At 55.0% G+C, this 25,777-nt stretch carries 25 protein-coding genes; 12 read left to right on the top strand and 13 right to left on the bottom strand.

The window, feature by feature from the left end:
• Positions 1–29: 29 nt before the first annotated feature.
• Positions 30–803, top strand: a complete 774-nt coding sequence (srlR, locus tag OGY17_RS19630; RefSeq protein WP_003037350.1) for a glucitol operon DNA-binding transcriptional repressor SrlR — start codon at positions 30–32, stop codon at positions 801–803.
• Complete coding sequence (gene gutQ, locus OGY17_RS19625) at positions 796–1,761, top strand: arabinose-5-phosphate isomerase GutQ (RefSeq protein WP_003825938.1); 966 nt, start codon at positions 796–798, stop codon at positions 1,759–1,761. Before srlR ends, gutQ begins: the two co-directional genes overlap by 8 nt.
• On the opposite strand, the gene norR is transcribed toward gutQ, so the two are convergent.
• Positions 1,758–3,278 carry a nitric oxide reductase transcriptional regulator NorR gene (norR, locus tag OGY17_RS19620; protein WP_128612138.1) on the bottom strand — a complete coding sequence of 507 codons (1,521 nt, stop codon included), beginning with the start codon at positions 3,276–3,278 and terminating at the stop codon, positions 1,758–1,760. The genes gutQ and norR overlap by 4 nt on opposite strands.
• 191 nt (positions 3,279–3,469) lie before the next feature.
• Between norR and norV the strand changes: the two genes are divergently transcribed.
• Together norV and norW are read left to right on the top strand one after the other, a co-directional pair.
• Complete coding sequence (norV, locus tag OGY17_RS19615; protein ID WP_191215475.1) at positions 3,470–4,915, top strand: anaerobic nitric oxide reductase flavorubredoxin; 1,446 nt, start codon at positions 3,470–3,472, stop codon at positions 4,913–4,915.
• Complete coding sequence (gene norW, locus OGY17_RS19610; RefSeq protein ID WP_048215690.1) at positions 4,912–6,045, top strand: NADH:flavorubredoxin reductase NorW; 1,134 nt, start codon at positions 4,912–4,914, stop codon at positions 6,043–6,045. The genes norV and norW overlap by 4 nt, the downstream gene beginning before the upstream one ends.
• Before the next feature lie 161 nt (positions 6,046–6,206).
• On the opposite strand, the gene hypF is transcribed toward norW, so the two are convergent.
• From hypF to OGY17_RS19595, 3 genes are all read right to left on the bottom strand, one after another.
• Positions 6,207–8,447 carry a carbamoyltransferase HypF gene (gene hypF / locus OGY17_RS19605; RefSeq protein WP_286608103.1) on the bottom strand — a complete coding sequence of 747 codons (2,241 nt, stop codon included), beginning with the start codon at positions 8,445–8,447 and terminating at the stop codon, positions 6,207–6,209.
• A 143-nt stretch (positions 8,448–8,590) separates the two neighbouring features.
• A complete protein-coding gene (gene hydN / locus OGY17_RS19600) occupies positions 8,591–9,136 on the bottom strand; it encodes an electron transport protein HydN (RefSeq protein ID WP_003037366.1) in 546 nt (181 codons plus the stop codon).
• A 145-nt stretch (positions 9,137–9,281) separates the two neighbouring features.
• Positions 9,282–10,295: a LacI family DNA-binding transcriptional regulator gene (locus tag OGY17_RS19595; RefSeq protein WP_286608252.1), complete on the bottom strand. Its 1,014-nt coding sequence runs from the start codon at positions 10,293–10,295 to the stop codon at positions 9,282–9,284.
• 264 nt (positions 10,296–10,559) lie between these two features.
• Between OGY17_RS19595 and ascF the strand changes: the two genes are divergently transcribed.
• The 3 genes from ascF to OGY17_RS19580 all read left to right on the top strand — a co-directional run bounded on the left by ascF (position 10,560) and on the right by OGY17_RS19580 (position 13,873).
• Positions 10,560–12,014, top strand: coding sequence for a PTS cellobiose/arbutin/salicin transporter subunit IIBC (gene ascF / locus OGY17_RS19590; protein WP_032944740.1), 1,455 nt, complete (start codon positions 10,560–10,562; stop codon positions 12,012–12,014).
• A gap of 22 nt (positions 12,015–12,036) precedes the next feature.
• Positions 12,037–13,461 carry a 6-phospho-beta-glucosidase gene (locus tag OGY17_RS19585; protein ID WP_008785629.1) on the top strand — a complete coding sequence of 475 codons (1,425 nt, stop codon included), beginning with the start codon at positions 12,037–12,039 and terminating at the stop codon, positions 13,459–13,461.
• Positions 13,462–13,633: 172 nt separating this feature from the next.
• Positions 13,634–13,873, top strand: a complete 240-nt coding sequence (locus OGY17_RS19580) for a SymE family type I addiction module toxin (RefSeq protein ID WP_008785630.1) — start codon at positions 13,634–13,636, stop codon at positions 13,871–13,873.
• A 56-nt stretch (positions 13,874–13,929) separates the two neighbouring features.
• On the opposite strand, the gene hycI is transcribed toward OGY17_RS19580, so the two are convergent.
• The 9 genes from hycI to hycA all read right to left on the bottom strand — a co-directional run bounded on the left by hycI (position 13,930) and on the right by hycA (position 21,808).
• On the bottom strand, positions 13,930–14,400 hold the full coding sequence (gene hycI / locus OGY17_RS19575) for a hydrogenase maturation peptidase HycI (RefSeq protein ID WP_167820602.1): 471 nt from the start codon (positions 14,398–14,400) through the stop codon (positions 13,930–13,932).
• Positions 14,393–14,803, bottom strand: coding sequence for a formate hydrogenlyase maturation HycH family protein (locus OGY17_RS19570; RefSeq protein WP_003037385.1), 411 nt, complete (start codon positions 14,801–14,803; stop codon positions 14,393–14,395). Before OGY17_RS19570 ends, hycI begins: the two co-directional genes overlap by 8 nt.
• Positions 14,800–15,567 carry a formate hydrogenlyase subunit HycG gene (gene hycG, locus OGY17_RS19565; RefSeq protein WP_003037388.1) on the bottom strand — a complete coding sequence of 256 codons (768 nt, stop codon included), beginning with the start codon at positions 15,565–15,567 and terminating at the stop codon, positions 14,800–14,802. Before hycG ends, OGY17_RS19570 begins: the two co-directional genes overlap by 4 nt.
• Positions 15,567–16,109 (bottom strand): formate hydrogenlyase complex iron-sulfur subunit, encoded by a 543-nt coding sequence (locus tag OGY17_RS19560; protein ID WP_032944742.1) that lies wholly within the window; start codon positions 16,107–16,109, stop codon positions 15,567–15,569. Before OGY17_RS19560 ends, hycG begins: the two co-directional genes overlap by 1 nt.
• A gap of 9 nt (positions 16,110–16,118) precedes the next feature.
• Positions 16,119–17,828 carry a formate hydrogenlyase subunit HycE gene (hycE, locus tag OGY17_RS19555; RefSeq protein WP_003037393.1) on the bottom strand — a complete coding sequence of 570 codons (1,710 nt, stop codon included), beginning with the start codon at positions 17,826–17,828 and terminating at the stop codon, positions 16,119–16,121.
• A 17-nt stretch (positions 17,829–17,845) separates the two neighbouring features.
• Positions 17,846–18,769: a respiratory chain complex I subunit 1 family protein gene (locus tag OGY17_RS19550; protein WP_003825914.1), complete on the bottom strand. Its 924-nt coding sequence runs from the start codon at positions 18,767–18,769 to the stop codon at positions 17,846–17,848.
• 2 nt (positions 18,770–18,771) lie between these two features.
• Positions 18,772–20,598: a formate hydrogenlyase subunit 3 gene (gene hycC, locus OGY17_RS19545; RefSeq protein ID WP_003825912.1), complete on the bottom strand. Its 1,827-nt coding sequence runs from the start codon at positions 20,596–20,598 to the stop codon at positions 18,772–18,774.
• Positions 20,595–21,206 carry a formate hydrogenlyase subunit HycB gene (gene hycB, locus OGY17_RS19540; RefSeq protein ID WP_003825909.1) on the bottom strand — a complete coding sequence of 204 codons (612 nt, stop codon included), beginning with the start codon at positions 21,204–21,206 and terminating at the stop codon, positions 20,595–20,597. The genes hycC and hycB overlap by 4 nt, the downstream gene beginning before the upstream one ends.
• 143 nt (positions 21,207–21,349) lie before the next feature.
• A complete protein-coding gene (gene hycA / locus OGY17_RS19535) occupies positions 21,350–21,808 on the bottom strand; it encodes a formate hydrogenlyase regulator HycA (protein ID WP_008785633.1) in 459 nt (152 codons plus the stop codon).
• A gap of 198 nt (positions 21,809–22,006) precedes the next feature.
• Between hycA and hypA the strand changes: the two genes are divergently transcribed.
• The 5 genes from hypA (at position 22,007) to hypE (ending at position 25,746) form a co-directional block, all read left to right on the top strand.
• Complete coding sequence (gene hypA, locus OGY17_RS19530; protein WP_008785634.1) at positions 22,007–22,378, top strand: hydrogenase maturation nickel metallochaperone HypA; 372 nt, start codon at positions 22,007–22,009, stop codon at positions 22,376–22,378.
• Positions 22,379–22,481: 103 nt separating this feature from the next.
• Positions 22,482–23,354 carry a hydrogenase nickel incorporation protein HypB gene (hypB, locus tag OGY17_RS19525; RefSeq protein WP_003037409.1) on the top strand — a complete coding sequence of 291 codons (873 nt, stop codon included), beginning with the start codon at positions 22,482–22,484 and terminating at the stop codon, positions 23,352–23,354.
• Positions 23,345–23,617: a hydrogenase 3 maturation protein HypC gene (gene hypC, locus OGY17_RS19520; RefSeq protein ID WP_003037411.1), complete on the top strand. Its 273-nt coding sequence runs from the start codon at positions 23,345–23,347 to the stop codon at positions 23,615–23,617. The genes hypB and hypC overlap by 10 nt, the downstream gene beginning before the upstream one ends.
• Positions 23,618–24,739 carry a hydrogenase formation protein HypD gene (gene hypD, locus OGY17_RS19515; protein ID WP_003825899.1) on the top strand — a complete coding sequence of 374 codons (1,122 nt, stop codon included), beginning with the start codon at positions 23,618–23,620 and terminating at the stop codon, positions 24,737–24,739.
• Positions 24,736–25,746 (top strand): hydrogenase maturation carbamoyl dehydratase HypE, encoded by a 1,011-nt coding sequence (gene hypE, locus OGY17_RS19510; RefSeq protein WP_234103182.1) that lies wholly within the window; start codon positions 24,736–24,738, stop codon positions 25,744–25,746. Before hypD ends, hypE begins: the two co-directional genes overlap by 4 nt.
• Positions 25,747–25,777 lie beyond the last annotated feature (31 nt).

The raw sequence follows: 25,777 nt of genomic DNA, 5'->3' as shown, positions 1-25,777 counted from the left end.
CAACTTATTAAGTCAGGGTAATCACGCCTATGAAACCTCGTCAGCGTCAGGCTGCCATACTGGAGCATCTGCAAAAGCAGGGCAAATGCTCGGTTGAAGAACTGGCCCACTACTTTGACACGACCGGCACGACCATTCGCAAAGACCTGGTCATTCTGGAAAATGCCGGAACCGTCATTCGTACCTATGGCGGTGTGGTATTAAATAAAGACGAATCCGACCCGCCAATCGATCACAAAACGCTAATCAATACGCATAAAAAAGAGCAGATTGCCGAAGCCGCCGTCCGTTTTATACACGATGGCGACTCTATTATTCTGGATGCGGGTAGCACCGTACTGCAGATGGTGCCGATGCTCACGCGCTTTAGCAACATCACCGTCATGACCAACAGTCTGCACATTGTTAACGCCCTTTCGGAGCTGGACAACGAGCAAACTATCCTGATGCCCGGCGGGACCTTTCGCAAAAAATCTGCGTCATTTCACGGTCAGCTGGCAGAAAACGCCTTTGAGCAGTTCAGCTTTGATAAACTCTTCATGGGCACCGACGGCATTGACCTTAATGCCGGCGTGACCACCTTTAATGAGGTGTTTAGCGTCAGTAAAGCGATGTGCAATGCCGCTCGCGAAGTGATTCTGATGGCTGACTCGTCAAAATTTGGGCGCAAAAGCCCTAATGTTGTATGCAGTCTGGAAAGCGTCGACAAGCTGATTACCGATGCGGGCATAGACCCTGCGTTTCGTCAGGCGCTGGAAGCAAAAGGGATTGAAGTGATCATAACCGGAGAAACCAATGAGTGATGCACTACTGAACGCGGGCCGTCAGACGTTAATGCTGGAACTACAGGAAGCCAGCCGACTACCAGAACGCCTGGGCGATGATTTTGTCCGCGCCGCCAATACTATCATCCACTGTGAAGGCAAAGTCATTGTCTCCGGTATTGGTAAATCAGGTCATATTGGCAAAAAAATTGCGGCGACCCTCGCCAGCACCGGCACGCCCGCCTTTTTTGTGCATCCGGCGGAAGCGCTGCACGGCGACTTAGGGATGATCGAAAGCCGTGATGTCATGCTGTTTATCTCCTACTCCGGCGGTGCGAAAGAGCTGGATCTCATCATCCCACGCCTGGAAGACAAATCCGTCGCACTGCTGGCAATGACCGGAAAACCGACCTCACCGTTGGGTCTGGCAGCCAAAGCCGTGCTGGATATTTCCGTTGAGCGCGAAGCCTGTCCGATGCGCCTGGCACCGACGTCCAGCACCGTAAATACGTTGATGATGGGCGACGCGCTGGCGATCGCCGTAATGCAGGCGCGCGGCTTTAACGAAGAAGATTTTGCCCGCTCACATCCGGCAGGTGCGCTGGGCGCTCGTCTGTTGAATAAAGTGCATCATCTGATGCGCCGCGACGATGCCATACCTCAGGTGAAACTCACCACCAGCGTTATGGACGCGATGCTGGAACTCAGCCGCACGGGTCTTGGCCTGGTCGCGGTCTGCGACGACCAGTCACTGGTGAAAGGGGTCTTTACCGACGGTGACCTGCGCCGCTGGCTGGTTGGCGGCGGAGCGCTCACCACCCAGGTTAGCGAAGCTATGACTCAGAATGGCATTACGCTACAGGCGCAGAGCCGCGCGATTGACGCCAAAGAGATCCTGATGAAGCGTAAAATCACTGCCGCACCGGTTGTCGATGAAAACGGTAAACTCACCGGTGCTATCAACCTGCAGGATTTCTATCAGGCCGGTATTATCTAATCCTTCAGACCCAGACGTTTCGCCAGCCGGTGCAGGTTGGCGACGTCTGTTTCCAGCGCCCGCGCGCTTGCCGCCCAACTGTGATTATTTTGCGCCAGTGCCCGGCGGATCATCTCCCGCTGGAACGACTCTGTTGCTTCACGCAGATTGTGATGTTGTGGGATCTCCGCAACAACTTCCGCCACCTGCGGAGCCGGACCTTCATCCTGCAAGGCAAAATGCTGCGTCTCCAGCACCACTTCATCCCCTGCCCTGGTAGCCCTGGCCAGAACAACCGCCCGGTGAATGGCATGTTCCAGCTCGCGCACGTTTCCGGGCCAGCCGTAATTCAGCAGATGGCTACGCGCGCCGGGGCTTAGCACCACGCGGGAAAGACCCAGCCGCAGTCGGCATTGCTCGCAAAAATAGCCGGCCAGCAGCACCACATCTTCGCCGCGCTCACGAAGAGGCGGTACAGAAAGGGGGAAGACGCTCAGACGGTGGAACAAATCCGCGCGGAAATTCCCGGCCAGCACCTCTTCGCGTAAATCACGGTTCGTCGCCGCCAGCACCCGCACATCCACGCGCAGGCTGCGATCGTCACCCACGCGCTGAATATCGCCGTACTGCAATACGCGCAGCAGCTTAGCCTGTAGCGCCAGCGAGAGTTCGCCTATCTCGTCGAGAAACAGCGTCCCATTGTCGGCCATTTCAAACTTACCGCTACGATTGCTGATAGCCCCGGTAAACGCGCCTTTTACGTGACCAAACAGCTCACTTTCGGCTACGGTTTCCGGCAACGCTGCACAGTTCAGATACACCAGTGGATTCACTGCGCGCGGCGAACCTTCATGGATAGCTTTAGCCACCAGCTCCTTCCCGGTCCCTGTTTCGCCGCTAATCAGCACATTGAGATCGGACCCCGCCACAATCTCAATTTCTTTTTTCAACTGCATCATATTGGGCGACAGGCCAATCATCTGGGTTTCCGTCACCTGCTCAAAGTTGGTTGACGAACCTGGCAGCATATTCTGGCTTTCCAGTTGTTCAATCAGCAGCGCATTGCTCAGCGCACCCGCCGCCAGCGCGGCAATCAGCCTAAGCTCCTCATCGCTGAAAACATCGAACTGATCGGGCTCCATGCCATCCAGGGTTAACGCACCAATCAAATTTTGACCGGCGAACAACGGCAGCCCAATACAGGCATGCACCTTCAGACTCTCCTGCCCCGGAATCAGACCATCATATGGGTCTGGCAAATCGCTGTCGGCAGGGAAACGAACCACGTCTCCAGCGCGGGCAATCGCCTCCAGACGCGGATGCCCTTCCAGAGTAAAGCGTCTGCCGAGAACATCCTGCGCCAGCCCATCGATCGCCAGCGGAATAAACTGTCGCGACTCATAGCGCAGCAGTGCCGACGCGTCGCACTCCAGCACCTGACGCAAAGTGGTTATCAGACGTTGAAAACGGTCCTGATGTCCAATACCGCTTTGTAATTCAATGGCGATGCCCGCCAGCACGTCTACGGAAAAGCTCATGACTACCTCATTGTCATTTTGACAATTCATATTGTCATATTGACAATAAAATGAATAGTCATTTTGACTACCACTTAATAAGCAGAAAACAATAAAACTATTAAAATCAAAAAGATAAAAAGTTGGCACGCAACCTGCAATAAGCAAAACATCTTTTTTAGAAAAACGCTGAATTAATTACTGAGGTTGCTATGTCTATTCTGGTTAAAAATAACATTCATTGGGTTGGCCAACGTGACTGGGAAGTTCGTGATTTCCACGGGACTGAATACAAAACGCTACGCGGCAGCAGCTACAACAGCTATCTCATCCGTGAAGAAAAAAATGTCCTGATCGATACAGTAGACCACAAGTTTAGCCGTGAATTCGTACAGAATCTGCGCAGTGAAATTGACCTCGCGGATATCGACTACATCATCATTAACCATGCGGAAGAAGACCATGCCGGGGCGCTGACTGAACTGATGTCCTGCATCCCGGACACGCCGATTTACTGCACAGCCAACGCCATTGACTCCATCAACGGGCATCACCATCACCCGGAGTGGAATTTCAACGTGGTGAAAACCGGTGATTCACTGGACATTGGAAACGGCAAACAGCTGATCTTCGTTGAAACGCCAATGCTGCACTGGCCTGACAGCATGATGACCTACATGACCGGCGACGCGGTGCTGTTCAGTAACGACGCCTTCGGCCAGCACTACTGCGACGAACGTCTGTTTAACGACGAAGTTGACCAGACCGAACTGTTCGAACAGTGCCAGCGTTACTACGCCAACATTCTGACGCCGTTCAGCCGTCTGGTTACACCGAAAATTACTGAGATCCTCGGCTTCAACCTGCCTGTCGATATGATTGCTACTTCCCACGGCGTGGTATGGCGCGACAACCCGACGCAAATCGTGGAAATGTACCTGAAATGGGCGGCGGATTATCAGGAAGACCGCATCACCATTTTCTACGACACCATGTCCAACAACACCCGCATGATGGCGGACGCCATAGCCCAGGGCATCAACGAAGTTGACCCGAACGTGGCAGTGAAAATCTTTAACGTCGCCCGTAGCGATAAGAACGAAGTTCTGACTAACGTCTTCCGCTCTAAAGGCGTGCTGGTCGGTACTTCGACGATGAACAACGTGATGATGCCAAAAATCGCCGGTTTGGTGGAAGAGATGACCGGCCTGCGTTTTCGTAACAAACGCGCCAGCGCCTTTGGCTCACACGGCTGGAGCGGCGGCGCAGTAGACCGTTTGTCTACGCGTTTGCAGGATGCTGGTTTCGAAATGTCGCTGAGCCTGAAGGCGAAATGGCGTCCGGACCTGGATGCACTGGAACTATGCCGCCAGCACGGCCGTGAAATCGCACGTCAGTGGGCGCTTGCTCCACTGCCGGAAACAACCGTAAAAGCAGCATCCAAAGAAGAATGCGCTTGCGCCGCTGCGGCTGCCGCCGATCTTGGCCCTAGCATGCAGTGCAGCGTGTGCCAGTGGATTTACGACCCGGCAAAAGGTGAACCGCTGCAGGATGTCGCGCCGGGAACACCGTGGAGCGACGTGCCGGATAACTTCCTGTGCCCGGAATGTTCATTAGGTAAAGACGTCTTCGACGTCCTGGCAACGGAGGCAAAATGAGCCGCGGAATTGTCATTATTGGTTCGGGCTTCGCCGCCCGCCAGTTAGTCAAAAATATCCGTAAGCAGGATGCAAATGTCCCGCTGACCCTGATTGCTGCGGACAGCATGGATGAGTACAACAAGCCCGATCTCAGCCATGTTATCAGTCAGTCACAGCGTGCAGACGACCTCACCCGCCAGTCGGCGGGGGAGTTTGCCGAACAGTTTAATTTGCGTCTATTTCCGCACACCTGGGTAACCGACATCGATGCTGATGCCCACGTAGTGAAAAGCCAGGATCAGCAGTGGCAGTACGACAAACTGGTGCTGGCGACGGGCGCTTCAGCCTTTGTACCGCCGGTTACCGGACGTGAGTTAATGCTCACATTGAACAGCCAACAAGAGTATCGCGCTTGTGAAACGCAGTTGCGTGACGCCCAGCGGGTGCTGATTGTCGGCGGCGGCTTGATTGGCAGTGAACTGGCGATGGATTTCTGTCGTGCAGGTAAAGCGGTAACGCTTATCGACAACGCCGCCAGCATTCTGGCTTCGCTGATGCCGCCGGAAGTCAGCAGTCGCTTACAGCATCGTCTGACCGATATGGGCGTACACCTGCTGTTGAAATCACAGCTTCAGGGGCTGGAGAAAACGGCGTCAGGTATTCGTGCCACGCTCGATCGTAGCCGCAGCGTAGAAGTCGATGCGGTGATCGCCGCCACCGGCTTACGCCCGGAGACCGCACTGGCGCGTCGTGCCGGATTGAACATCAATCGTGGCGTCTGCGTCGATAGCTACCTGCAAACCAGCCACCCGGACATTTATGCTCTCGGCGACTGTGCGGAGATTAACGGTCAGGTGCTCCCGTTCCTGCAGCCGATTCAGCTGAGCGCCATGTATCTGGCGAAAAACCTGCTCGGCGGCAATGCGCCATTGAAACTGCCAGCCATGCTGGTAAAAGTCAAAACGCCAGAACTGCCTCTGCATTTGGCCGGGGAAACCCAGCGCCGCGATCTGAACTGGCACATCGCCGCCGAAGCGCAGGGGATGGTCGCCAGAGGGATGAACGACGAAGGCCAGCTGTGTGCGTTTGTCGTCAGTGAAGACCGCATGAAAGAGGCCTTTGCGCTGCTGAAAACGTTGCCTGTGTAAGTCTGGGATGCCGGATGGTGCCGCTTCGCGTCTTATCCGGCCTGCGACTTTGCCCGGCAACGCTGCTACTGATTTATTAACCTCACGCACATGGATGTGCGTTGCCACTTGTCGGTATGCCCCGACATGTTTTCCTTGCCCCGCCAGTCCCGGGGCTTTTTTTATTTTTTCGCCAATGCTCGCGCTGCGGCAATCACGCCCTGCCCCAATGACAACCCGCCGTCGCCCGCCGGTAAACGCTGCGGGAACAGTAAGGTAAAATCACGCAGATAAAACGCCAGACGGGCCGACAATAAGCGGTTATGCATCACGCCACCGCTAAATACTAACGTCTTAATCCCGCGCGCTTCGGCCTGCATTCGCATCAGAGTGGCAAATCCACGCGCCAGCGCGTCGTGAAACGCCCACGCCCTTTCCGCTGGTTTGGCCTGCCAGTTCAGCCATTGCTGCCAAAAAACCGTTAAGTCCAGATGATTGTCATCAAGCGGCACCGTGACTGGGTGATCAACGCCATCACATTGCGATGCCATCGCCTCAAGCGCACAGGCCGCTTCACCTTCATAACTCAATGATTCCGGTGCACATTGCAACGCGGCAGCAACGGCATCAAACAGTCGTCCGCACGATGACGCCAGCGGAGCGTTAATTCCCCGTTCAATAGCGCGCGCCAGCACGTTCCAGTTTTGATGTTGCAGCACCGATGTTTCCGGATAACGCTGCCAGTCAGGAACAAAACGCAGGCACTGCGCGAGCAGATTACGCCACGGCTGTTTTGCCGCCAGATCGCCGCCCGCCAGCGCTACCGCCGGTAAGCCGCCAAGGTGTTCACATTCACGATAGTTAACCCGCAAACACTCCCCACCCCACAGCGCGCCGTTTTCCCCCATACCGATACCGTCTAGCGTCAGAGCAATCACATCACCGCCATTGAGCGGCCAGCCGTGCTCCGCAAGACACGCAGCGGCATGCGCATGGTGATGCAGCACCGTTTCAGTTGGCAGCTCCATTTCACTGGCCCATTGGCTGGAAACATAGCCAGGGTGTGCATCATGCACGATACGCTGCGGCGTAAAGTCATAAATGTTCTGGATCAGGCGTAGCGCATCACGCCACTGTTGCTGAATGCCGTCATCGCTAAGATCGCCCAAATGCTGGCTGATAACCGCCTGTTCACCACGGACCAGACAGAAAGTATTTTTCAGATCCGCCCCTAGGCACAGCATCGGCGGCACGTCGCGAAATCCTGGTGGTAGTGCGACCGCATCCGGCACATAACCTCGGGAACGACGCAGCATTTCCCCACTGTCACGCACCACGGAGTCATCCATCCGCTGCACAATTTCGCGATTATGCAGCAGGAAACCGTCGGCAATGTCATGTAAATCTTCCAGTGCCTGGGCGTTAGTAATGGCCGGTGGCCTGCCGCTGAGGTTGCCAGAGGTCATCACCAGCGGACAATTCATCTCTTGTAAGAGTAAATGCTGTAACGGATTCGCTGGCAGCATGACGCCAACCTCCGTTAACCCTGGCGCAATACCCTCGCTCAATGCAGCGACATAGCGTTTCTGCACCAGCACGATCGGCGCAGCAGGGGTAGTCAGCAAACGACGAGCGGGTTCAGGCAATCCCTCATCAGAGGGCAGCATCACTGCCAGAGGTTTCGCCGGACGGTGTTTGCGCAGCCTGAGTAGCGCTACGGCGTTATCATTTCGCGCATCGCACACCAGATGAAACCCACCAATGCCTTTAACCGCCACAATACCGCCTGCTTTCAGCCGCGATACCGCCGCCTGCAGCGCCACTTCTTTCTCCGCTCGCTCACCCGCACAGAACCACTCCAGATGAGGGCCGCATGCCGGACAAGCAACTGGCTGGGCGTGGAATCGACGGTCGTACGGATCGCGATACTCTATGTCACATTGCGCGCAGAGTGGGAATGACGCCATTACGGTAAACGGACGATCGTAGGGCATCGCGCGGATAATCGTAAAACGCGGACCACAGTGGGTGCAGTTGATAAAGGGGTATCGGTAACGACGTTCGCCGGGGGTGTTCATTTCAACAAGGCATTCGGGACAGGTCGCGGCATCCGGAACGATTTGCGTATTCATCGTACCGCCAGCACTTTGACGAATCGAGAAATCGGCAGGCTGCTGCGTCCAGGCGAATGGTTCGCTCTCAACGCTGTCAATGCGTGCCAGCGGTGGGCAGTGTTGATACAACTGCGCAATAAATTCCGCCGGACCTTCCTGTAAGCGCACAACCACACCGTCGCCGTCGTTACACACATCGCCATGCAGTTGTAAGCGCTGCGCCAGTTGCCAGACGTAGGGGCGAAATCCGACGCCCTGTACTTTGCCGCGAATACGCAGCTGTACGCCGGAGTGGTTGTTTATTGTCATTAAGTCGTTCCCGCAGTCATCTATCCCGGTTTGCCTGATGGCGCTACGCTTATCAGGCCTACGTGGATGCGAACAGTAGGCCGGATAAGGCAAAGCCGCCATCCGGCATAAGTACTACCGTATTTTACGCGGATTTTCAGATATCAGAACAGCAAAGATGCGGTGGAATCCAGCGCGGCGCGACGACGTTTTTCCGCGCTCAGTTGCTCAAGCTTATTGCGATCCACATATATCAGCGCGTGAGTCGGGCACACTTCCATACAGGCAGGACCGGCCTCACGATGGTGGCACAGGTCGCACTTATTGGCTTCAGCTTTTTCTGCACGGACGTTCAGACCTGCGCCGCTGTTACGCACGACCGGACGCACGACCACTTCCATTGCGCCGTAAGGACAAGCCACAACGCAGGTTTTACAGCCAATGCAGCGTTCCTGCATTACGTGGACAAAACCTTTATCACGGCTGATCGCACCGTTCGGACAGACATTAGCGCACGGCGCGTCTTCGCACTGGCGGCACAGCGTCGCCGTGGAGACATTAACACCTTTGATGACGTGAATGCGGGGTAAAAAGGTTTCAGGGGTCAGCGATGCGCAGTCCTGGTTATCCTGATGGGATACCACGCAGGCCACTTCACAGGTACGGCAACCAATGCATTTATTGGCGTCTGCAATGATGAAACGGTTCATCAATTTCTCCAGCAATGACAGAATATCTGCCGAAGCATACACAAATCGTGCCAGAATTTAATTTACTGTTATTAAAGGAATTTTATTCTGAAGAACGCAAGAAGGGCGTGTCATCGTCACTAGTGACGATGACAAATGACAGCCGTCAGCGCGAAACGGGCGGCGCAACTGAGTCGCGCGCAATGAGTTCACCGGTGAAGGTCTTTGACGGCGTAAACGCCCCGTCACCTAGCATAAAGATCAGACGCCCAATCGTTTCCTGAATCATTTCTGTTACCGGAATTTTAACGCTGGAAAGCGCCGGAATAGTGTATGGCGCGAGGGCGATATCATCAAAGCCAATCACCGACACCTGTGCGGGAACGCTCACACCATGCTCGTGCAACTGCTTCATCGCACCGATCGCCATATCGTCATTGCTGGCCACCAATGCGGTAAAATTGACCTTGCGCGAAAGCAAAGTATCCACACCCGCTGCGCCGCAGGCTGGCGTCCATTTCCCTTTAACAATCAGATCATTATTTAGCGTGATCCCATGATGTACCAGCGCGTCTTTATAGCCTGAAAGTCGCTCCACGCCGGTTGGCGAATCCATCGAGCCGGTAATAAAACCAATCTCTTTATGCCCGGCGGCAATGAGCTGAGTAACGGCGTTAAAGCTGGTCTGCTTTTGATCGCACCATACGCTATGGCTACTGTTTTTCCGCAGGCGTCGATTAAGCACCATAATCGGCTGGCTGTGGGCATCGATGATGTCATCTATCTCATCCACGCTGAGAAAACGCGGATAAATCATAATCGCGTCACAGCGCAGGTCGAGCAGGTACTGGATCGCCTGGCGCTCTTCCTCAGCGCTATGCTTACCGTCAGCCAGTAACAGCTGGCGCCCTTTATCTTCCGCCATCCGCGCGGTATGAAACAGCAGTTCGCTGAAATAGACGCCGTGATAAAGGGTGTTTGTTACCACCAGACCCAGTGTCTGCGTGGTTTTCGCCGCGAGACTGCGCGCCAGCAAATTTGGGCGGTAACCACTCTCTTCAATGGCCTGAAACACGCGGTCTTTGGTTTCCTGGCTGACATAGCCGTTTCCGGAAAGCACCCGGGAAACCGTCGCTTTCGACACTCCGGCACGCTTCGCCACCTCCAGCATCGTGGTCATATTACTCATCCCTTTTCTCTCAATGTGACGCAGTGTACTGCACCGTTTTGCCGCTGTCCTTGCTGCTAAATCGCAGACGCTGACATCTGGTGATCGGAGTCACAATTACAAAAATTGATCAAAATTAAATCTTGATCAGTTAATACAATTTAAACATGATTTTGTGGAACCGGTTTCCTATCTGCGTTTCATCAACCCAGAAAAGCGATCCACGTAAACGGATAAAAAATAACGTACTCTACTGATAAAACAGGATTAAATCCGATGTCCAAGAATTATGCAGCGCTGGCGCGCTCCGTTGTGACGGCTCTGGGAGGCGTCGACAACATCACAGCAGTGACCCACTGTATGACCCGTTTGCGTTTCGTTATTAAAGATGACTCGCAGGTCGACAGCGCGACGCTGAAAACCCTCACTGGCGTGCTGGGCGTGGTGCGCAACGAGAACCAATGTCAGGTGATTATCGGCAACACCGTTTCGCAGGCGTATCGTGAAGTGGTCAGCCTGTTGCCTGCCAACATGCAGCCTGCTGAGCCGCAAATCAAACCCCGACTGACGCTGAAGCGGATTGGCGCGGGGATCCTTGATGCGCTGATCGGCACAATGTCGCCGTTGATCCCGGCGATTATCGGCGGATCTATGCTCAAGCTGCTGGCGATGGTTCTGGAAATGACCGGCGTGCTGGTGAAAGGATCGTCCACGCTCACCATTCTGACCGTCATTGGCGACGGTGCATTCTTCTTCCTGCCGCTGATGGTCGCCGCGTCGGCCGCTATCAAATTCAAAACCAACATGTCGCTGGCTATCGCCATCGCGGGCGTACTGGTGCATCCCAGCTTTATCGACCTGATGGCGAAGGCCGCGCAGGGTGAGCACGTTGAGTTTGCCCTGATCCCAGTGACGGCGGTGAAATACACCTACACGGTGATCCCGGCGCTGGTCATGACCTGGTGCTTGTCATACATCGAACGTTGGGTCGATCGTATAACTCCGGCGGTGACCAAAAACTTCCTCAAACCGATGCTGATCGTGCTGATCGCCGCCCCGCTCGCCATCGTCATCATTGGCCCGATCGGTATCTGGATTGGTAGCGCGATTTCAGCGCTGGTCTATACCATCCACGGCTATCTCGGCTGGCTGTCAGTGGCCATTATGGGCGCGCTGTGGCCGCTGCTGGTAATGACCGGTATGCACCGTGTCTTTACGCCAACCATTATTCAGACCATTGCCGAAACCGGAAAAGAAGGCATGGTAATGCCATCGGAAATTGGCGCCAATTTGTCGTTAGGTGGTTCATCGCTGGCAGTGGCATGGAAAACCAAAAACCCGGAGCTGCGCCAGACGGCGTTGGCGGCCGCCGCCTCAGCCATCATGGCGGGCATTTCCGAACCCGCGCTGTATGGCGTGGCAATCCGCCTGAAACGTCCGCTGATTGCGAGCCTTATCAGCGGTTTTATCTGCGGTGCTGTTGCTGGAATGGCCGGGCTTGCAAGCCACTCCATGGCGGCTCCAGGTCTGTTCACCAGCGTCCAGTTTTTCGATCCGGCCAATCCGATGACCATCGTTTGGGTATTTGGCGTGATGGCGCTGGCGGTAGTGCTTTCTTTTGTACTAACGCTGATTCTCGGCTTTGAAGATATTCCTGTCGAAGATGCAGCCGCGCAGGCCAGAAAAAACCAGGCCGCACAACCGGGCAATATCAATGGAGCCAGCATTTGACTGGTACGAACTGAGGTTAATTATGTCTGTTTTTCCGCAAGGATTTTTATGGGGCGGCGCACTGGCCGCCAACCAATCTGAAGGGGCATACCGGGAAGGCGGCAAAGGGCTGACTACCGTCGATATGATCCCCCACGGCACACACCGCATGCCCGTCAAACTGGGTCAGGAAAAGCGCTTTACGCTGCGGGATGACGAATTTTATCCCAGCCATCAGGCGATCGACTTTTATCATCGCTATAAAGAAGATATCGCGCTAATGGCGGAAATGGGGTTTACGGTTTTTCGTACTTCCATTGCCTGGAGCCGCCTCTACCCTAACGGCGACGAGCTGACGCCGAATGAAGACGGAATTGCGTTTTATCGGGCCGTGTTTGCCGAGTGTAAAAAATACGGTATTGAGCCATTAGTCACGCTGTGTCACTTCGATGTGCCTATGCATCTGGTCACCGAGTACGGCTCCTGGCGTAACCGCAAAATGGTGGAGTTCTTTACCCGCTACGCCCGTACCTGCTTCGAGGCCTTTGACGGTCTGGTGAAGTACTGGCTGACGTTCAACGAAATCAACATTATGCTGCACAGCCCCTTTTCAGGCGCCGGGCTGGTATTTGAAGAAGGTGAAAATCAGGATCAGGTAAAATATCAGTCCGCTCACCACGAACTGATAGCCAGCGCCCTGGCGACTAAAATAGCCCATGAAATTAATCCGCAAAACCAAGTCGGTTGTATGCTGGCTGGCGGTAATTTTTATCCTTACTCGTGCAAGCCGGAAGATGTGTGGACCGCACTGGAAAAAGACCGTGAAAACCTGTTCTTCATTGATGTGCAGGCGCGCGGGGCCTACCCGGCTTACTCTGCCCGCGTGTTTCGCGAAAAAGGCGTGGTAATCGAAAAAGCCCCGGAAGATGACGACATCCTGAAAAACACCGTCGATTTCGTCTCTTTCAGCTATTACGCATCGCGCTGCGCCTCCGCTGAAATGAACACGGGCAATACTAGTGCCGCCAACGTGGTGAAGTCGCTGCGTAATCCGTACATTGCCGCCAGTGAATGGGGCTGGGGAATCGATCCACTCGGCCTGCGCATCACCATGAATATGATGTATGACCGCTACCAGAAACCGCTGTTTCTGGTGGAAAACGGGCTGGGAGCGAAAGATGAAATCGATGCTAACGGTGAGATCAATGACGACTATCGCATCAGCTATTTACGCGAACATATTCGCGCCATGGCAGACGCGATTGAAGATGGCGTGCCGCTGATGGGTTACACCTCCTGGGGCTGTATCGATCTGGTTTCAGCCTCAACCGGAGAGATGAGCAAACGCTACGGTTTTGTATATGTGGACCGCGATGACGCGGGCAACGGCACGCTGGCACGTACACGCAAGAAATCATTCTGGTGGTACAAAAAAGTCATCGCCAGTAACGGTGCCGATCTGGCATGACGGATCTGCCGGAGGGGGTTACAACCTTCCGGCAGAAGTACACATTTTCATTTCATTTATTACATTCCGGATTTGGAATCGTCCTTCCAGTTTCAGGTTTGCCCTCCCCCTTTTTTACTGGCATTTTATTCAGTAGTTTTTAATCCTGGCCGTTCACCACAAGGAAGCGTGCATGTTTGATAAAAAGGGCAAAACAGCGGTGGCAATCACCAAACCGGTACGTCGCTTGAAAGTCAGCTATGTCAGAAAACGCCATGAAGATCCAAAAACGGGTTATACGCGACGAATCAGTCGTCACGCCTCACTCACGCTGAACGGCGACTGGCTGGAACAAGCTGGATTTCCGACCGGTACGGCAGTGAATGTATCAGTGATGCAGGGGAAATTAATTATTGAGCAGGCAATTGAATGACGAGGATACGCTGGGAAAACAGGCCGGATGTCGTTCACATCCGGCACTGATACGGTTTACTCTTCTGGTGCTTCCAGCTCGGAGAATCCACCGTGTCCTTCCCAACTGGCTAATCGCTGATAGACGGTATCAACCGCATCTTTGATCGGCTGTGTCATCGGGTAGTAAAAACCGACGATGTCCGGTTGAATGCCGAGGAAAATTACCTCACCAACATCGTCTTTCAGCTGATCTACCAGGTAGTTCAGCGGCATGTTGTGGGTGGTCATCATAAACATCTCGGCAATGTCATCAGGATCGATAATGCGGATTTCACCGGGGTTCAGCCCCATATCGGTGGCATCAACAATCAACAAACGTTGCGGACGCAGTTCACGAATGGCGACAATATCGTTCTCCGGCGCGCTACCGCCGTCAATGACAACCCAGTTGCCTTGAGGATTTGCAGCACACATTTCAGCCAGCAGCGGGCCCGCGCCGTCATCGCCCATCATGCTGTTACCCACACATAATAAAACGTCAGTCACGGTGTCTCCTCACCATCAGATAGATGGCGCTTTCCTGGTGTATGTCGTGCAGCATGCTAAGCATCAGCTTGCTCCATTCCTGCTGCTGCGGGGTCTGCACGGCACGCGCATCATCGAACGCGCGCGCCAGCATTTGTACATGGTTGAAATCGATAACGATCTCGCCGTATTTCGGCACGCCTTCCATTTTCCGGCGGGCTTCGCTTCCCTCAGCAAGGGTAGCAATCCATGCCAAATATTCGTCCCATGGACAAGTTAACGCCGCTTCCAGGCAATCGATGATCCCAAGGTGGTGACCAATCGCCAGGCTGTAATAGACAACCTGCTGCGCCTCAGCAGGCGTCGCATCGTTCTCATCAATAAACTTACGGCTCAGTTGACTGAACACCACCGTTTCACTCATCGGATACGCGCCTCTTCGACAACATGATTAAGATGCGTGACGATCTCGGTCAGACGCGGATCGTTTTCCGCTTCCAGCCAGCGCGCCACCTGATGCTCGCCCTGCCCTAACTGCGTCATATAGTCATCAGCAATCTGGCGACCATAGCGGTATCCCGCCAGACGGCGAGCCTCGCGATCCACCTTCACGCGCAGCGGCTGAACCATGTCCGGATGCAGAATTTCCGCCGGCTGTTCGTCCAGTTCACCCGGCGCACGCGCGTGAATTTTTTGCTCCAGCAGACCCAGCGCCATGGCAAAACCATACAGCGTTGCCGCAGGCGTCGGCGGACAACCTGGAATATACACGTCCACCGGTACGATTTTGTCCGTGCCGCCCCATACGCAGTATAAGTCGTGGAAGATACCGCCGCTGTTACCGCAGGCACCGTAAGAGATACAAATTTTCGGATCTGGCGCAGACTGCCAGGCACGCAGCGCCGGAGAGCGCATGGCACGGGTTACCGCGCCGGTAAACAGCAGAATATCCGCATGGCGCGGTGACGGGACGACTTTGATGCCAAAACGTTCGGCATCAAACAGCGGAGAAAGCGTAGCAAAGATTTCGATTTCGCAACCGTTGCAGCCGCCGCAGTCCACGCGGTAAACGTACGCTGAACGCTTGATGCTTTTCAGCAGCGACGCTTTCATGCTGGCAATGGATTCATCCACCGTCATCGGTACCGGAATACCGTTGGCGTCACGTGGGCCTAATAAATTGCTCATCAGCTGGCCTCTTTCATATGGCGAGTCAGTTCAATACGGTCAGACGGCACCAGGCATTTCTGGCGCTTACAGTCCGGGCAGGTCTCAAAGCTTTCACGGTGGTTTTCCGCGCGGGTATCACCGTTGTGCTTAAGCAGCGCAATGGCGTAATCAATCTCTTTTTGCACCGCAAACGGACGGTTACATACGCGGCAATTGCACAGCGCAAAACGAGACTGCTGCAGGAAATCATCTTTCTTCCACACCGCCAGCTCATACTCCTGCGACAGCTTGATTGCCGCTGTCGGGCAGACTTCTTCGCAGCGGGCGCAGAAAATGCAGCGCCCAAGGTTGAACTGCCACGCCAGCTCATTGGTGACCAGATCGGTTTCTACCGTCAGCGCGTTCGACGGGCACGCGTTCACACAGGCCGCACAGCCGATGCACTGCTGCGGATTATGTTCCGGTTTGCCACGGAAGTTTTTATCGACCGCAATCGGCTCCAGCGGATACGACGACGTCGGTGCCCCGGTTTTGATGACTTTTTTGATAAAGGTAAACATGGCGATTCCTTATTTCAGCGGCGAGTTTTTACGCTCGATGCTGTAGCGCTCAAGTTCTTTGTACGGCACGACTTTGCTCTTCTTCTTACGCACATCAACCACAGTCATACGGTCAGTACAGGAGTAGCAAGGATCGAGGCTACCGATAATCAGCGGGGCATCGGAAACGGTATTGCCACGCAGCATGTAGCGCAGCGTCGGCCAGTTGGCGTAAGTCGCCGCACGGCAGCGCCAGCGATACAGTTTCTGGTTGTCGCCGGTCATGCTCCAGTGGATGTCATCTCCACGCGGCGCTTCAGCAAAGCCCAGTGCGAAACGGTGAGGAATATAGGTAAAGCCTTCCACCATCAGCGGGCCGCCCGGCAGGTTATCCAGACCAAAGTCGATCATATTCAGCGCGGTGTAGACTTCATTAATACGGACTTTCAGGCGAGAAATAACGTCGCAGCCCTGCTCGCTGTGAACTTCCATCGGCAGCAGACCATAGCCGACAAACGGGTGATCGGCGCGGGTGTCACGCGCGTGGCCGCTGGCGCGAACCATCGGGCCGACGTTACTGAAGTCACGGGCAATTTCCGGATCAAGACGACCAATACCAACGGTACGCTGTTCCATGTTCGGCGTGCTGAGCAGCATATCGACCAGTTCCTGCACGTCACGACGCATCTGCTGCGCCAGTTGACGGGTCTGGATCATATCTTCTTTCAGCAGGTCACGACGAATACCGCCGATCAGGTTCAGACCGTAGGTTTTACGCGCCCCGGTGAGGATCTCCGCCATCTTCATCGACGTTTCACGCACGCGGAAGAACTGCATAAAGCCGGAGTCAAAACCGGTGAAGTGACAGGCCAGGCCGAGGTTGAGCAGGTGCGAGTGCAGACGCTCAACTTCCAGCAGAATGGCGCGGATCATCTGCGCACGTTCCGGCACCACGATGCCCATCGCATTCTCAACGGAGGTGGTATAAGCGGTGCTATGCGCAAAGCCGCAGATGCCGCACACGCGATCTGACAGGAACGTCACTTCGTTATAACCCATACGGGTTTCCGCCAGTTTCTCCATGCCGCGGTGGACATAGAACAGACGGTAATCGGCGTCGATGATGTTCTCACCGTCAACAAACAGGCGGAAGTGACCGGGTTCATCGGAGGTGACGTGCAACGGGCCAATCGGCACCACGTTATTTTTCTTGTCGCCCAGTTCGTTGATGAACTCGTAGGTTTCAGCATCGGTAGTCGGCGCCGGGCGCTGACGATAATCCATGCTGTCTTTACGCAGCGGATAGAGTTCGTCCGGCCAGTCATCCGGTAACACCAGACGGCGCTCATCCGGTAAACCAACCGGAATCAAACCGTACATGTCGCGCACTTCACGCTCGCCCCAGACCGCTGCTGGAACGCGCGGCGTGACGGACGGGAACTCCAGTTTATTGGCATCGACTTCAACGCGGACGGTTATCCAGCACTTGGTGCCCTGCTCCATCGACATTACGTAATAAACGGCGTAATGACCGCACAGCTGACGTTCGTCGTTACCAAACAGTACGGATAACCAGCCGCCCTGTTTGTAGTACAGGAACTCCACCACTTCCGGCAGGTAGTTCACCTTGACGGTGATCGTCAGCTGATCTTTGGTCTGCCAGGCTTCATCCAGCACCACGCCCGGAAAGGCCTGGTGCAGCGCAGCGAGATATTGTTGACCTAATTTTTCTTCAGACATGCTCAAACTCTCTTAAATCACGCCACCAGCAAGGAGACGAACGCTAAAAACGCAAACCCAAAACCGGCCCAGGTCACGCGTGAAGTGGCGCAAAAACGCAGACGCGCCATGCTGTTTTCGAACAGGGCGATGACCAGCACGCCGAGGACCAGCTTGACGACGGCAATCACCAGCGCCAGCAGCAGTCCACCGGCGGTGAAGGTTTCCATCTGTCCCCACGGCAGGAACACGCCAACGAACATTTGCAGAACGACCAGCTGTTTGAGGCTAATGCCCCACTTCAGCACGGCAAAACCGCTGCCGCTGTATTCAGTCAATGGACCTTCCTGCAGCTCCTGCTCTGCTTCCGCCAGATCGAACGGCAGTTTGCCCATTTCGATAAAGGTGGCGAAAGCACAGGCGCACAGTGCCAGAATCAGCGGGATGCTGCGCGCAGCAGGCCAGTGGTAAATGGTATCGGCGATATTGCTGATATGGGTTGAACCCGCAACCTGTGCCGCTACCCACAGCCCCAGCAGCAGGATAGGTTCAACCAGCACACCGAGCATCGCTTCACGGCTGGCGCCAATGGCGGTAAACGGGCTACCGGTATCCAGTCCCGCGATAGAGAAGAAGAAACGGGCGATGGCGAACAGGTAAATTAAGGTGATCAGATCGCCCAGTTGTGGCAGCGGCGAGCCAACGGTCACTACCGGCAACGCAGTGGCGATAGTCAGCATCACGCCCACCATCACAAACGGCGTCAGGCGGAAAACCCAGCTGGAATCCGCAGGCGCAATGCTCTGACGGCCCAGCAGTTTGATAATGTCGCGGTATTCCTGCAAAACGCCCGGACCGCGGCGATTGTGCAAACGCGCACGCGCCACGCGGGTAACACCGGACAGCAGCGGCGCAACGGCAAACAGCACCAGCGCCTGAATTAACGGATATAAAACACTCATTCTCAGGCTCCTCGTGAAACCACAATCACCACCAGCACCGCCAGCTCAATCAGCGCCAGGCGACGGAATAGCACCGGTGCAGCCGCATTCTGCCAGCCCGGAACCAGTGATACCGGGTTCAGCCATTTACGCAGTTTGAGTACCGGGGCAAAGGCTTCTTTCACCGGCATGGCAAAACCGTGCGCGGTAATCACCATTGACTGCTCGTGATCGTAACCACACACCCATGCCGCACCGCGTGAACGCGACGGCAGACGGTTGCCTTTGAAAATGGCCATGATGATGAACGGCAGCAGCGGACACGCGATCAGCAGCAGCGTGATCATTGGCTGAGAAACGGTGGTGTTCGCGGTTTCCAACGGCAGCGGAACGGCGGAGGAGATCATCGGCAGCAGCCACGGCGCAGCAACGCCGCCAATCACGCAGCAGATAGCCAGCGCGACGACGCTCACTCCCATCAGGATTGGCGCGCAGCAGGCATTTTCAGCTTCCTTCGTGCGCGGTGCGCCAAGGAACGTAACGCCATAGACTTTCGCCATACACATCACCGCCAGCGCGCCGGTAATTGCCAGCCCTACCGCCAGCAACGGCCCTAACAGGCTACCGACAAACGCGCCGCTGTTGCCAAGCTTAAAGAAGGATTGGTAGATAACCCACTCACCGGCAAAACCGTTCAGCGGCGGCAGTGCGGCCATCGCCATCAGACCAACCAGCATCGCCAGCGAGATAACCGGCATACGTTTACCGATACCGCCCAGTTTTTCGATATCACGATGACCGGTACGGAACCAGATGCTGCCTGCACCCAGGAACAGAACGCTTTTGAACAAGCTGTGGTTTACCAGGTGGTACAGACCGCCGGTCAAACCCAGCGCGATCAGCGCAGGTTGATTCAGGGAAATTCCGGTCACGCCAGCGCCCAGACCCAGCAGAATAATGCCGATGTTTTCCAGCGTGTGGTACGCCAGCAGGCGCTGGATATTGTGTTCCATTAGCGCATACAGACCACCAACAAACGCGGTGATCATGCCCAGCACCAGCAGCGTAATCCCCCACCACAGCGGCGCGTTACCGCCCAGCAGCGACAGGGAGAGAATACCCAGCAGACCAACCTTCATGACGACGGTAGAGAACAGCGCAGCAGCCGGTGCGCTGGCATTGGCGTGTGCCTGTGGCACCCAACCGTGGAGCGGAATAATCCCGGCCAGCAGGCCAAAACCTGCCACGCCCAGCAGCCAGATGTCAGATCCGAGCGGCAGCTCCTGGGTGCGCAGGTCTAGCAGACGCAGCTCCAGAGTGCCGTAACGTTGCCACACCAGGTAGCAGGCGACCGCCAGCAGCAGCGTACCAATACGCCCCAGCGCAAACCACAGTTTGCCTTCTTTACTGCATCCGGTGAGGAACACGGCACACAGCGCCATGATTTCCGCCATCACCACCAGCGTACCGAGGTTGCTGGCAACCACCGCACATACCGCCGCGGCCATCAGCAGATTCACCAGCAGGCCGTTAGCTTTCACCTGAGGATGACGATGCCAGTCAATGTTGTACAGGCTGACAAACAGGCCGCACAGGCCCAGTGTAATCAGCCAGATAGCATTAAGCGGAGTAATTTGCAGACTGTGACCAATAAACGGCATCACGCCGCTCACCGCCAGCGCATTAGTCAGAACGGTAAAACCCGCGGCTGCCGTACACAGGCTGCCGACTGCACCGCCAACCCCAGCAATCCAGCCGCTCAGCGATTTATGAAATGAAAACAGAAATGCCAGAACCGCCGCAGCCGTAAACCAGGCCACGCCGCTGTTAATCAGTGAAATTGCGCTCATTTTGCATCCCCACTCTGAGCCTGCTGAAACAAGGTGAGATCGCCGAAATCGGTATTGAAAGTCAGCTCACGCTTACGTTTGCTGGCGCGGGCGATATCCATGTTGCTCACCAGATGCAGGGCTTTGGTCGGACACATGCGCACGCAGGCAGGACCTTGCTCGTCAAAACTACACAGATCGCATTTAACCGCGATGGCACGAACGCCAGGAACCCAGTCCAACAGCGAACTCACGCGAGCAGGCGCTGGCGGAGCCGGAGGCGCTTTTGGCGTATTGGCGTTTGCCGGAATGTGTAGCGGACGGCTACCGGAAAACTCTATCGCGCCAAACGGACAAGCGATCCCGCACAGTTTGCAGCTTACGCACAGGCTTTCGTTCAGCTGTACGGCGCCATCAACGCGGTTAATGGCATTAACCGGACACACGGTGGCGCAAGGCGCATCTTCACACTGGTGGCAAAGCTGCGGCGCGGATTCTTTTTCATTTAACATCACTTTCAGGCGCGGCATTGACTGCAGGCCATGCTGGCGATGTGTCTCTGAGCAGGCGGCTTCACAGGTGTGGCAGCCAATACAAAGAGTGGAGTCAGCAATTACAAAACGATTCACCAGGCATTCCTCAGGTGATAGTCATTTTTGACGAAAACATGTCTACCAAATGTCATTTCGACATTTTTCGACATGCCCATTCCCTAAAACGTCGTGACGCAGTATGTAGACCGCACCATGACAAAGTGGGCAGCACCCGAGGCTTAAGCCGGGCTGTGTCCCTCAACCAGCTGGCTTAAATTCACCGGCATATTGTTCTCAACCGCGGTGTACAGGCTGTCGTAGACGGTGGCGATTTTTTCGAGATAGTGCTCCAGCACCTGCTCGCGATCGCGGTTGCTAATACGCTCATCGACCTTACCGTCGATAGTCAATTCTGCCTGTGCAATCAGCTGCTTATCATCACCGTCTTTCGTTTCGACGTAGTATTCGATGGTATGGCTGTTAAAGCCGTCCGCCAGCGTGACGTAGATAGTGAAGTGTTCAAAAAGGACGAAGCAGAGATCCTTGTCCGGTGCGCAGCTCATCGCATGATGCAAACGCGCTTTTGACAGGGTGATCCCCTGAACCAGCGAGTTGCAGTAAATACGCCACTGGTCCTGTAGGCGACGATGCCGTTCAGCGATGTAATCGGCTTTTTCGCTTATTTCCCAAATAGTCATGTCAGGTTACCCGTTTAGCAGAGATGAACAGCCTTAAGCACATTTCATGCCAAAATTAAATTACTTAATTTTCATATAGATAAAAAATCAAAGGCGGGTGACGACATGTCATTTCGTCATCGTCGTCATTGTCACGAATGAAAAAAATCAACCTGGCATGCTTATTGCTTTTAATACGTCAACTTCACAGGAGGCGGTATGCACGAAATAACCCTCTGCCAACGGGCACTGGAATTGATTGAACAACAGGCCACGCAACACGGTGCTAAGCGAGTAACTGGGGTCTGGCTCAAAATTGGCGCATTTTCTTGCGTAGAAACCAGCGCTCTCTCCTTTTGTTTTGATCTGGTATGCCGCGGGACCCTTGCAGAAGGTTGTAAACTCCACCTCGAAGAACAAGAAGCCGAATGTTGGTGCGAATCTTGTCAGCAATACGTCACGTTACTGACGCAACGCGTGCGCCGATGCCCGCAATGCAACAGCGATATGCTGAGAATTGTGGCCGATGACGGCTTACAGATTCGACGTATTGAAATAGATGAAACTCCAGCGCCGGATGGCGACGCTTAAGCGTCTTATCCAGCCTACAGAAACAGCTCGTTTGTAGGCCGGATAAGGCAACGCAGCCATCCGGCAACAGATGTATCGCAAGTAAAAAGATCAGGAGTGAGCGATGTGTACGACATGTGGTTGCGCTGAAGGCAACCTATATATAGAGGGTGATGAGCATAATCCCCACTCGGCGTTTCGCAGCGCGCCATTTGCCCCGGCGGCTCGTCCGGCGCTGAATATTACCGGTGTGAAGACCTCAAATTTCACACCGAGCCAGACTGAAGAAGGCGATTTGCACTACGGTCACGGTGAGGCCGGAACCCACGCACCAGGTATGAGCCAACGCCGTATGCTGGAAGTGGAAATTGACGTACTGGACAAAAACAACCGCCTCGCCGAGCGCAACCGTGCCCGCTTTGCGGCCCGTCAGCATCTGGTGCTGAACCTTGTTTCAAGCCCGGGCTCTGGTAAAACTACCCTGCTGACCGAAACGCTGATGAAGCTGAAAGATAGCGTGCCGTGCGCCGTTATTGAAGGTGACCAGCAAACGGTGAACGATGCCGCCCGTATTCGCGCCACAGGCACACCCGCCATTCAGGTCAACACCGGTAAAGGTTGCCACCTTGACGCACAAATGATTGCTGACGCCGCGCCACGTTTGCCGCTTGACGATAACGGTATTCTGTTCATTGAAAACGTCGGCAACCTGGTCTGCCCGGCCAGCTTCGACCTCGGCGAGCGCCATAAAGTGGCCGTGCTTTCAGTAACCGAAGGTGAAGACAAACCGCTGAAATACCCGCATATGTTTGCCGCCGCATCGCTGATGCTGCTAAACAAAGTGGATCTATTGCCGTACCTCAATTTTGACGTTGAAAAATGCATCGCCAGCGCCCGGGAAGTGAACCCGGGGATTGAGATTATCCTAATTTCCGCCACCAGTGGTGAAGGGATGGATCAATGGCTCTCCTGGCTGGAGACGCAGCGATGTGCATAGGTGTTCCTGGTCAAATCCGCACCATTGATGGCAACCAGGCCAAAGTCGACGTTTGCGGTATTCAGCGCGACGTCGACCTGACGCTGGTCGGTAGCTGTGATGAACATGGCCAACCGCGTCTCGGCCAGTGGGTACTGGTCCACGTCGGTTTTGCCATGAGCATCATTAATGAAGCTGAAGCGCGCGATACGCTCGACGCGCTGCAAAACATGTTTGACGTTGAGCCGGATGTCGGCGCGTTGCTGTACGGCGAGGAAAAATAAATGCGTTTTGTTGACGAATACCGCGCACCAGAACAGGTGATGCAGTTGATAGAGCACCTGTGCGAACGTGCCGCCCACCTCTCCTACACGGCTGAACGCCCGCTGCGGATCATGGAAGTTTGTGGTGGTCATACCCACGCTATCTTCAAATTCGGGCTCGACCAGTTGCTACCGGAAAACGTGGAGTTTATTCATGGTCCGGGTTGCCCGGTTTGCGTTCTGCCGATGGGCAGAATCGACAGCTGTGTAGAAATTGCCAGCCATCCAGAAGTAATTTTCTGCACCTTTGGCGACGCTATGCGCGTCCCGGGTAAGCAAGGCTCCCTGCTGCAAGCCAAGGCGCGTGGTGCGGATATCCGCATCGTCTACTCACCGATGGATGCACTGAAACTGGCGCAGGAAAACCCAACGCGTAAAGTGGTGTTCTTTGGCCTGGGTTTTGAAACCACAATGCCAACGACCGCTATCACCCTGCAACAGGCAAAGCAGCGTGACGTGCAGAACTTTTACTTTTTCTGCCAGCACATCACGCTTATCCCTACGCTGCGCAGCCTGCTGGAACAGCCGGACAACGGTATCGACGCCTTTTTAGCACCGGGCCACGTCAGCATGGTAATTGGCACCGACGCCTACAACTTCATTGCTTCAGATTTCCATCGCCCGCTGGTGGTCGCCGGTTTTGAACCGCTCGATCTCCTGCAAGGCGTAGTGATGTTAATTGAGCAGAAAATTGCAGCCCAAAGCCAGGTAGAAAACCAGTACCGCCGCGTGGTACCGGATGCCGGTAACGCGTTAGCGCAACAGGCCATTGCCGAGGTGTTCTGCGTCAATGGTGACAGCGAATGGCGCGGTCTGGGCGTTATCGAATCCTCTGGCGTTCACCTGACGCCGGACTATCAGCGCTTTGATGCCGAAGCACATTTCCAGCCAGCGCCGCAGCAGGTGTATGACGATCCGCGCGCGCGTTGTGGGGAAGTGCTGACGGGCAGATGTAAACCACATCAGTGTCCGTTATTTGGCAAAACGTGTAACCCGGAGACCGCATTTGGCGCCCTGATGGTCTCCTCAGAAGGCGCATGTGCCGCCTGGTATCAGTATCGTCAGCAGGAGTGTGAAGCATGAGCAGCGTACAACTCGCCCACGGTAGCGGCGGTCAGGCTATGCAGCAGTTGATCAACAGTCTGTTTATGGAGGCTTTCGCGAATCCGTGGCTGGCGGAACAAGAAGATCAGGCGCGTCTGGAACTGGCACAACTGGTGGCAGAAGGCGACCGTCTGGCGTTTTCAACTGACAGCTACGTTATCGATCCGTTGTTCTTCCCCGGCGGCAATATCGGCAAGCTGGCCATCTGTGGTACGGCTAACGATGTCGCGGTCAGCGGAGCTATTCCACGCTACCTCTCCTGCGGTTTTATCCTCGAAGAGGGTCTGCCGATGGAGACACTGAAAACCGTTGTTAACAGCATGGCAGCAACCGCGCGCGAAGCAGGCATCGCCATCGTGACTGGCGATACCAAAGTCGTGCAGCGTGGTGCAGCAGACAAGCTGTTCATTAACACTGCCGGAATGGGGGCAATTCCCGCCAACATTCACTGGGGCGCACAGACTCTCGGCGTGGGTGATGTGCTGCTGGTCAGTGGCTCTCTTGGCGATCACGGCGCAACTATCCTTAACCTACGCGAGCAATTGGGTCTGGATGGCGAACTGGTCAGCGACTGCGCGGTGTTAACACCTCTTATCCAGACACTGCGTGATATTCCTGGCGTGAAGGCGCTTCGTGACGCCACCCGTGGCGGCGTGAATGCGGTCACGCATGAATTTGCCGCTGCATGCGGATTTGGTATTGAGCTGTCTGAAGCTGCCCTGCCCGTGAAGCCAGCGGTGCGTGGCGTTTGCGAGCTGCTGGGTCTGGATGCGCTCAACTTTGCTAACGAAGGCAAACTGGTGATTGCCGTTGAGCGTCAGGCCGCTGAAAGCGTGCTTGCCGCGCTGCACGCGCATCCGTTAGGACGCGATGCGGCAATGATTGGTGAAGTGGTTGAACGTAAAGGTGTTCGTCTTGCCGGACTCTACGGCGTAAAACGAACCCTCGATTTACCACACGCCGAACCATTACCTCGTATATGCTAGCAGCCGGTTGGCAGCATGCTGTAGGCCGGAT

It is taken from the genome of Citrobacter sp. Cpo126 (assembly GCF_030332445.1).
In the GTDB taxonomy this organism is placed as follows: domain Bacteria; phylum Pseudomonadota; class Gammaproteobacteria; order Enterobacterales; family Enterobacteriaceae; genus Citrobacter; species Citrobacter portucalensis.
This window is presented reverse-complemented; position numbering and strand designations above follow the sequence as displayed.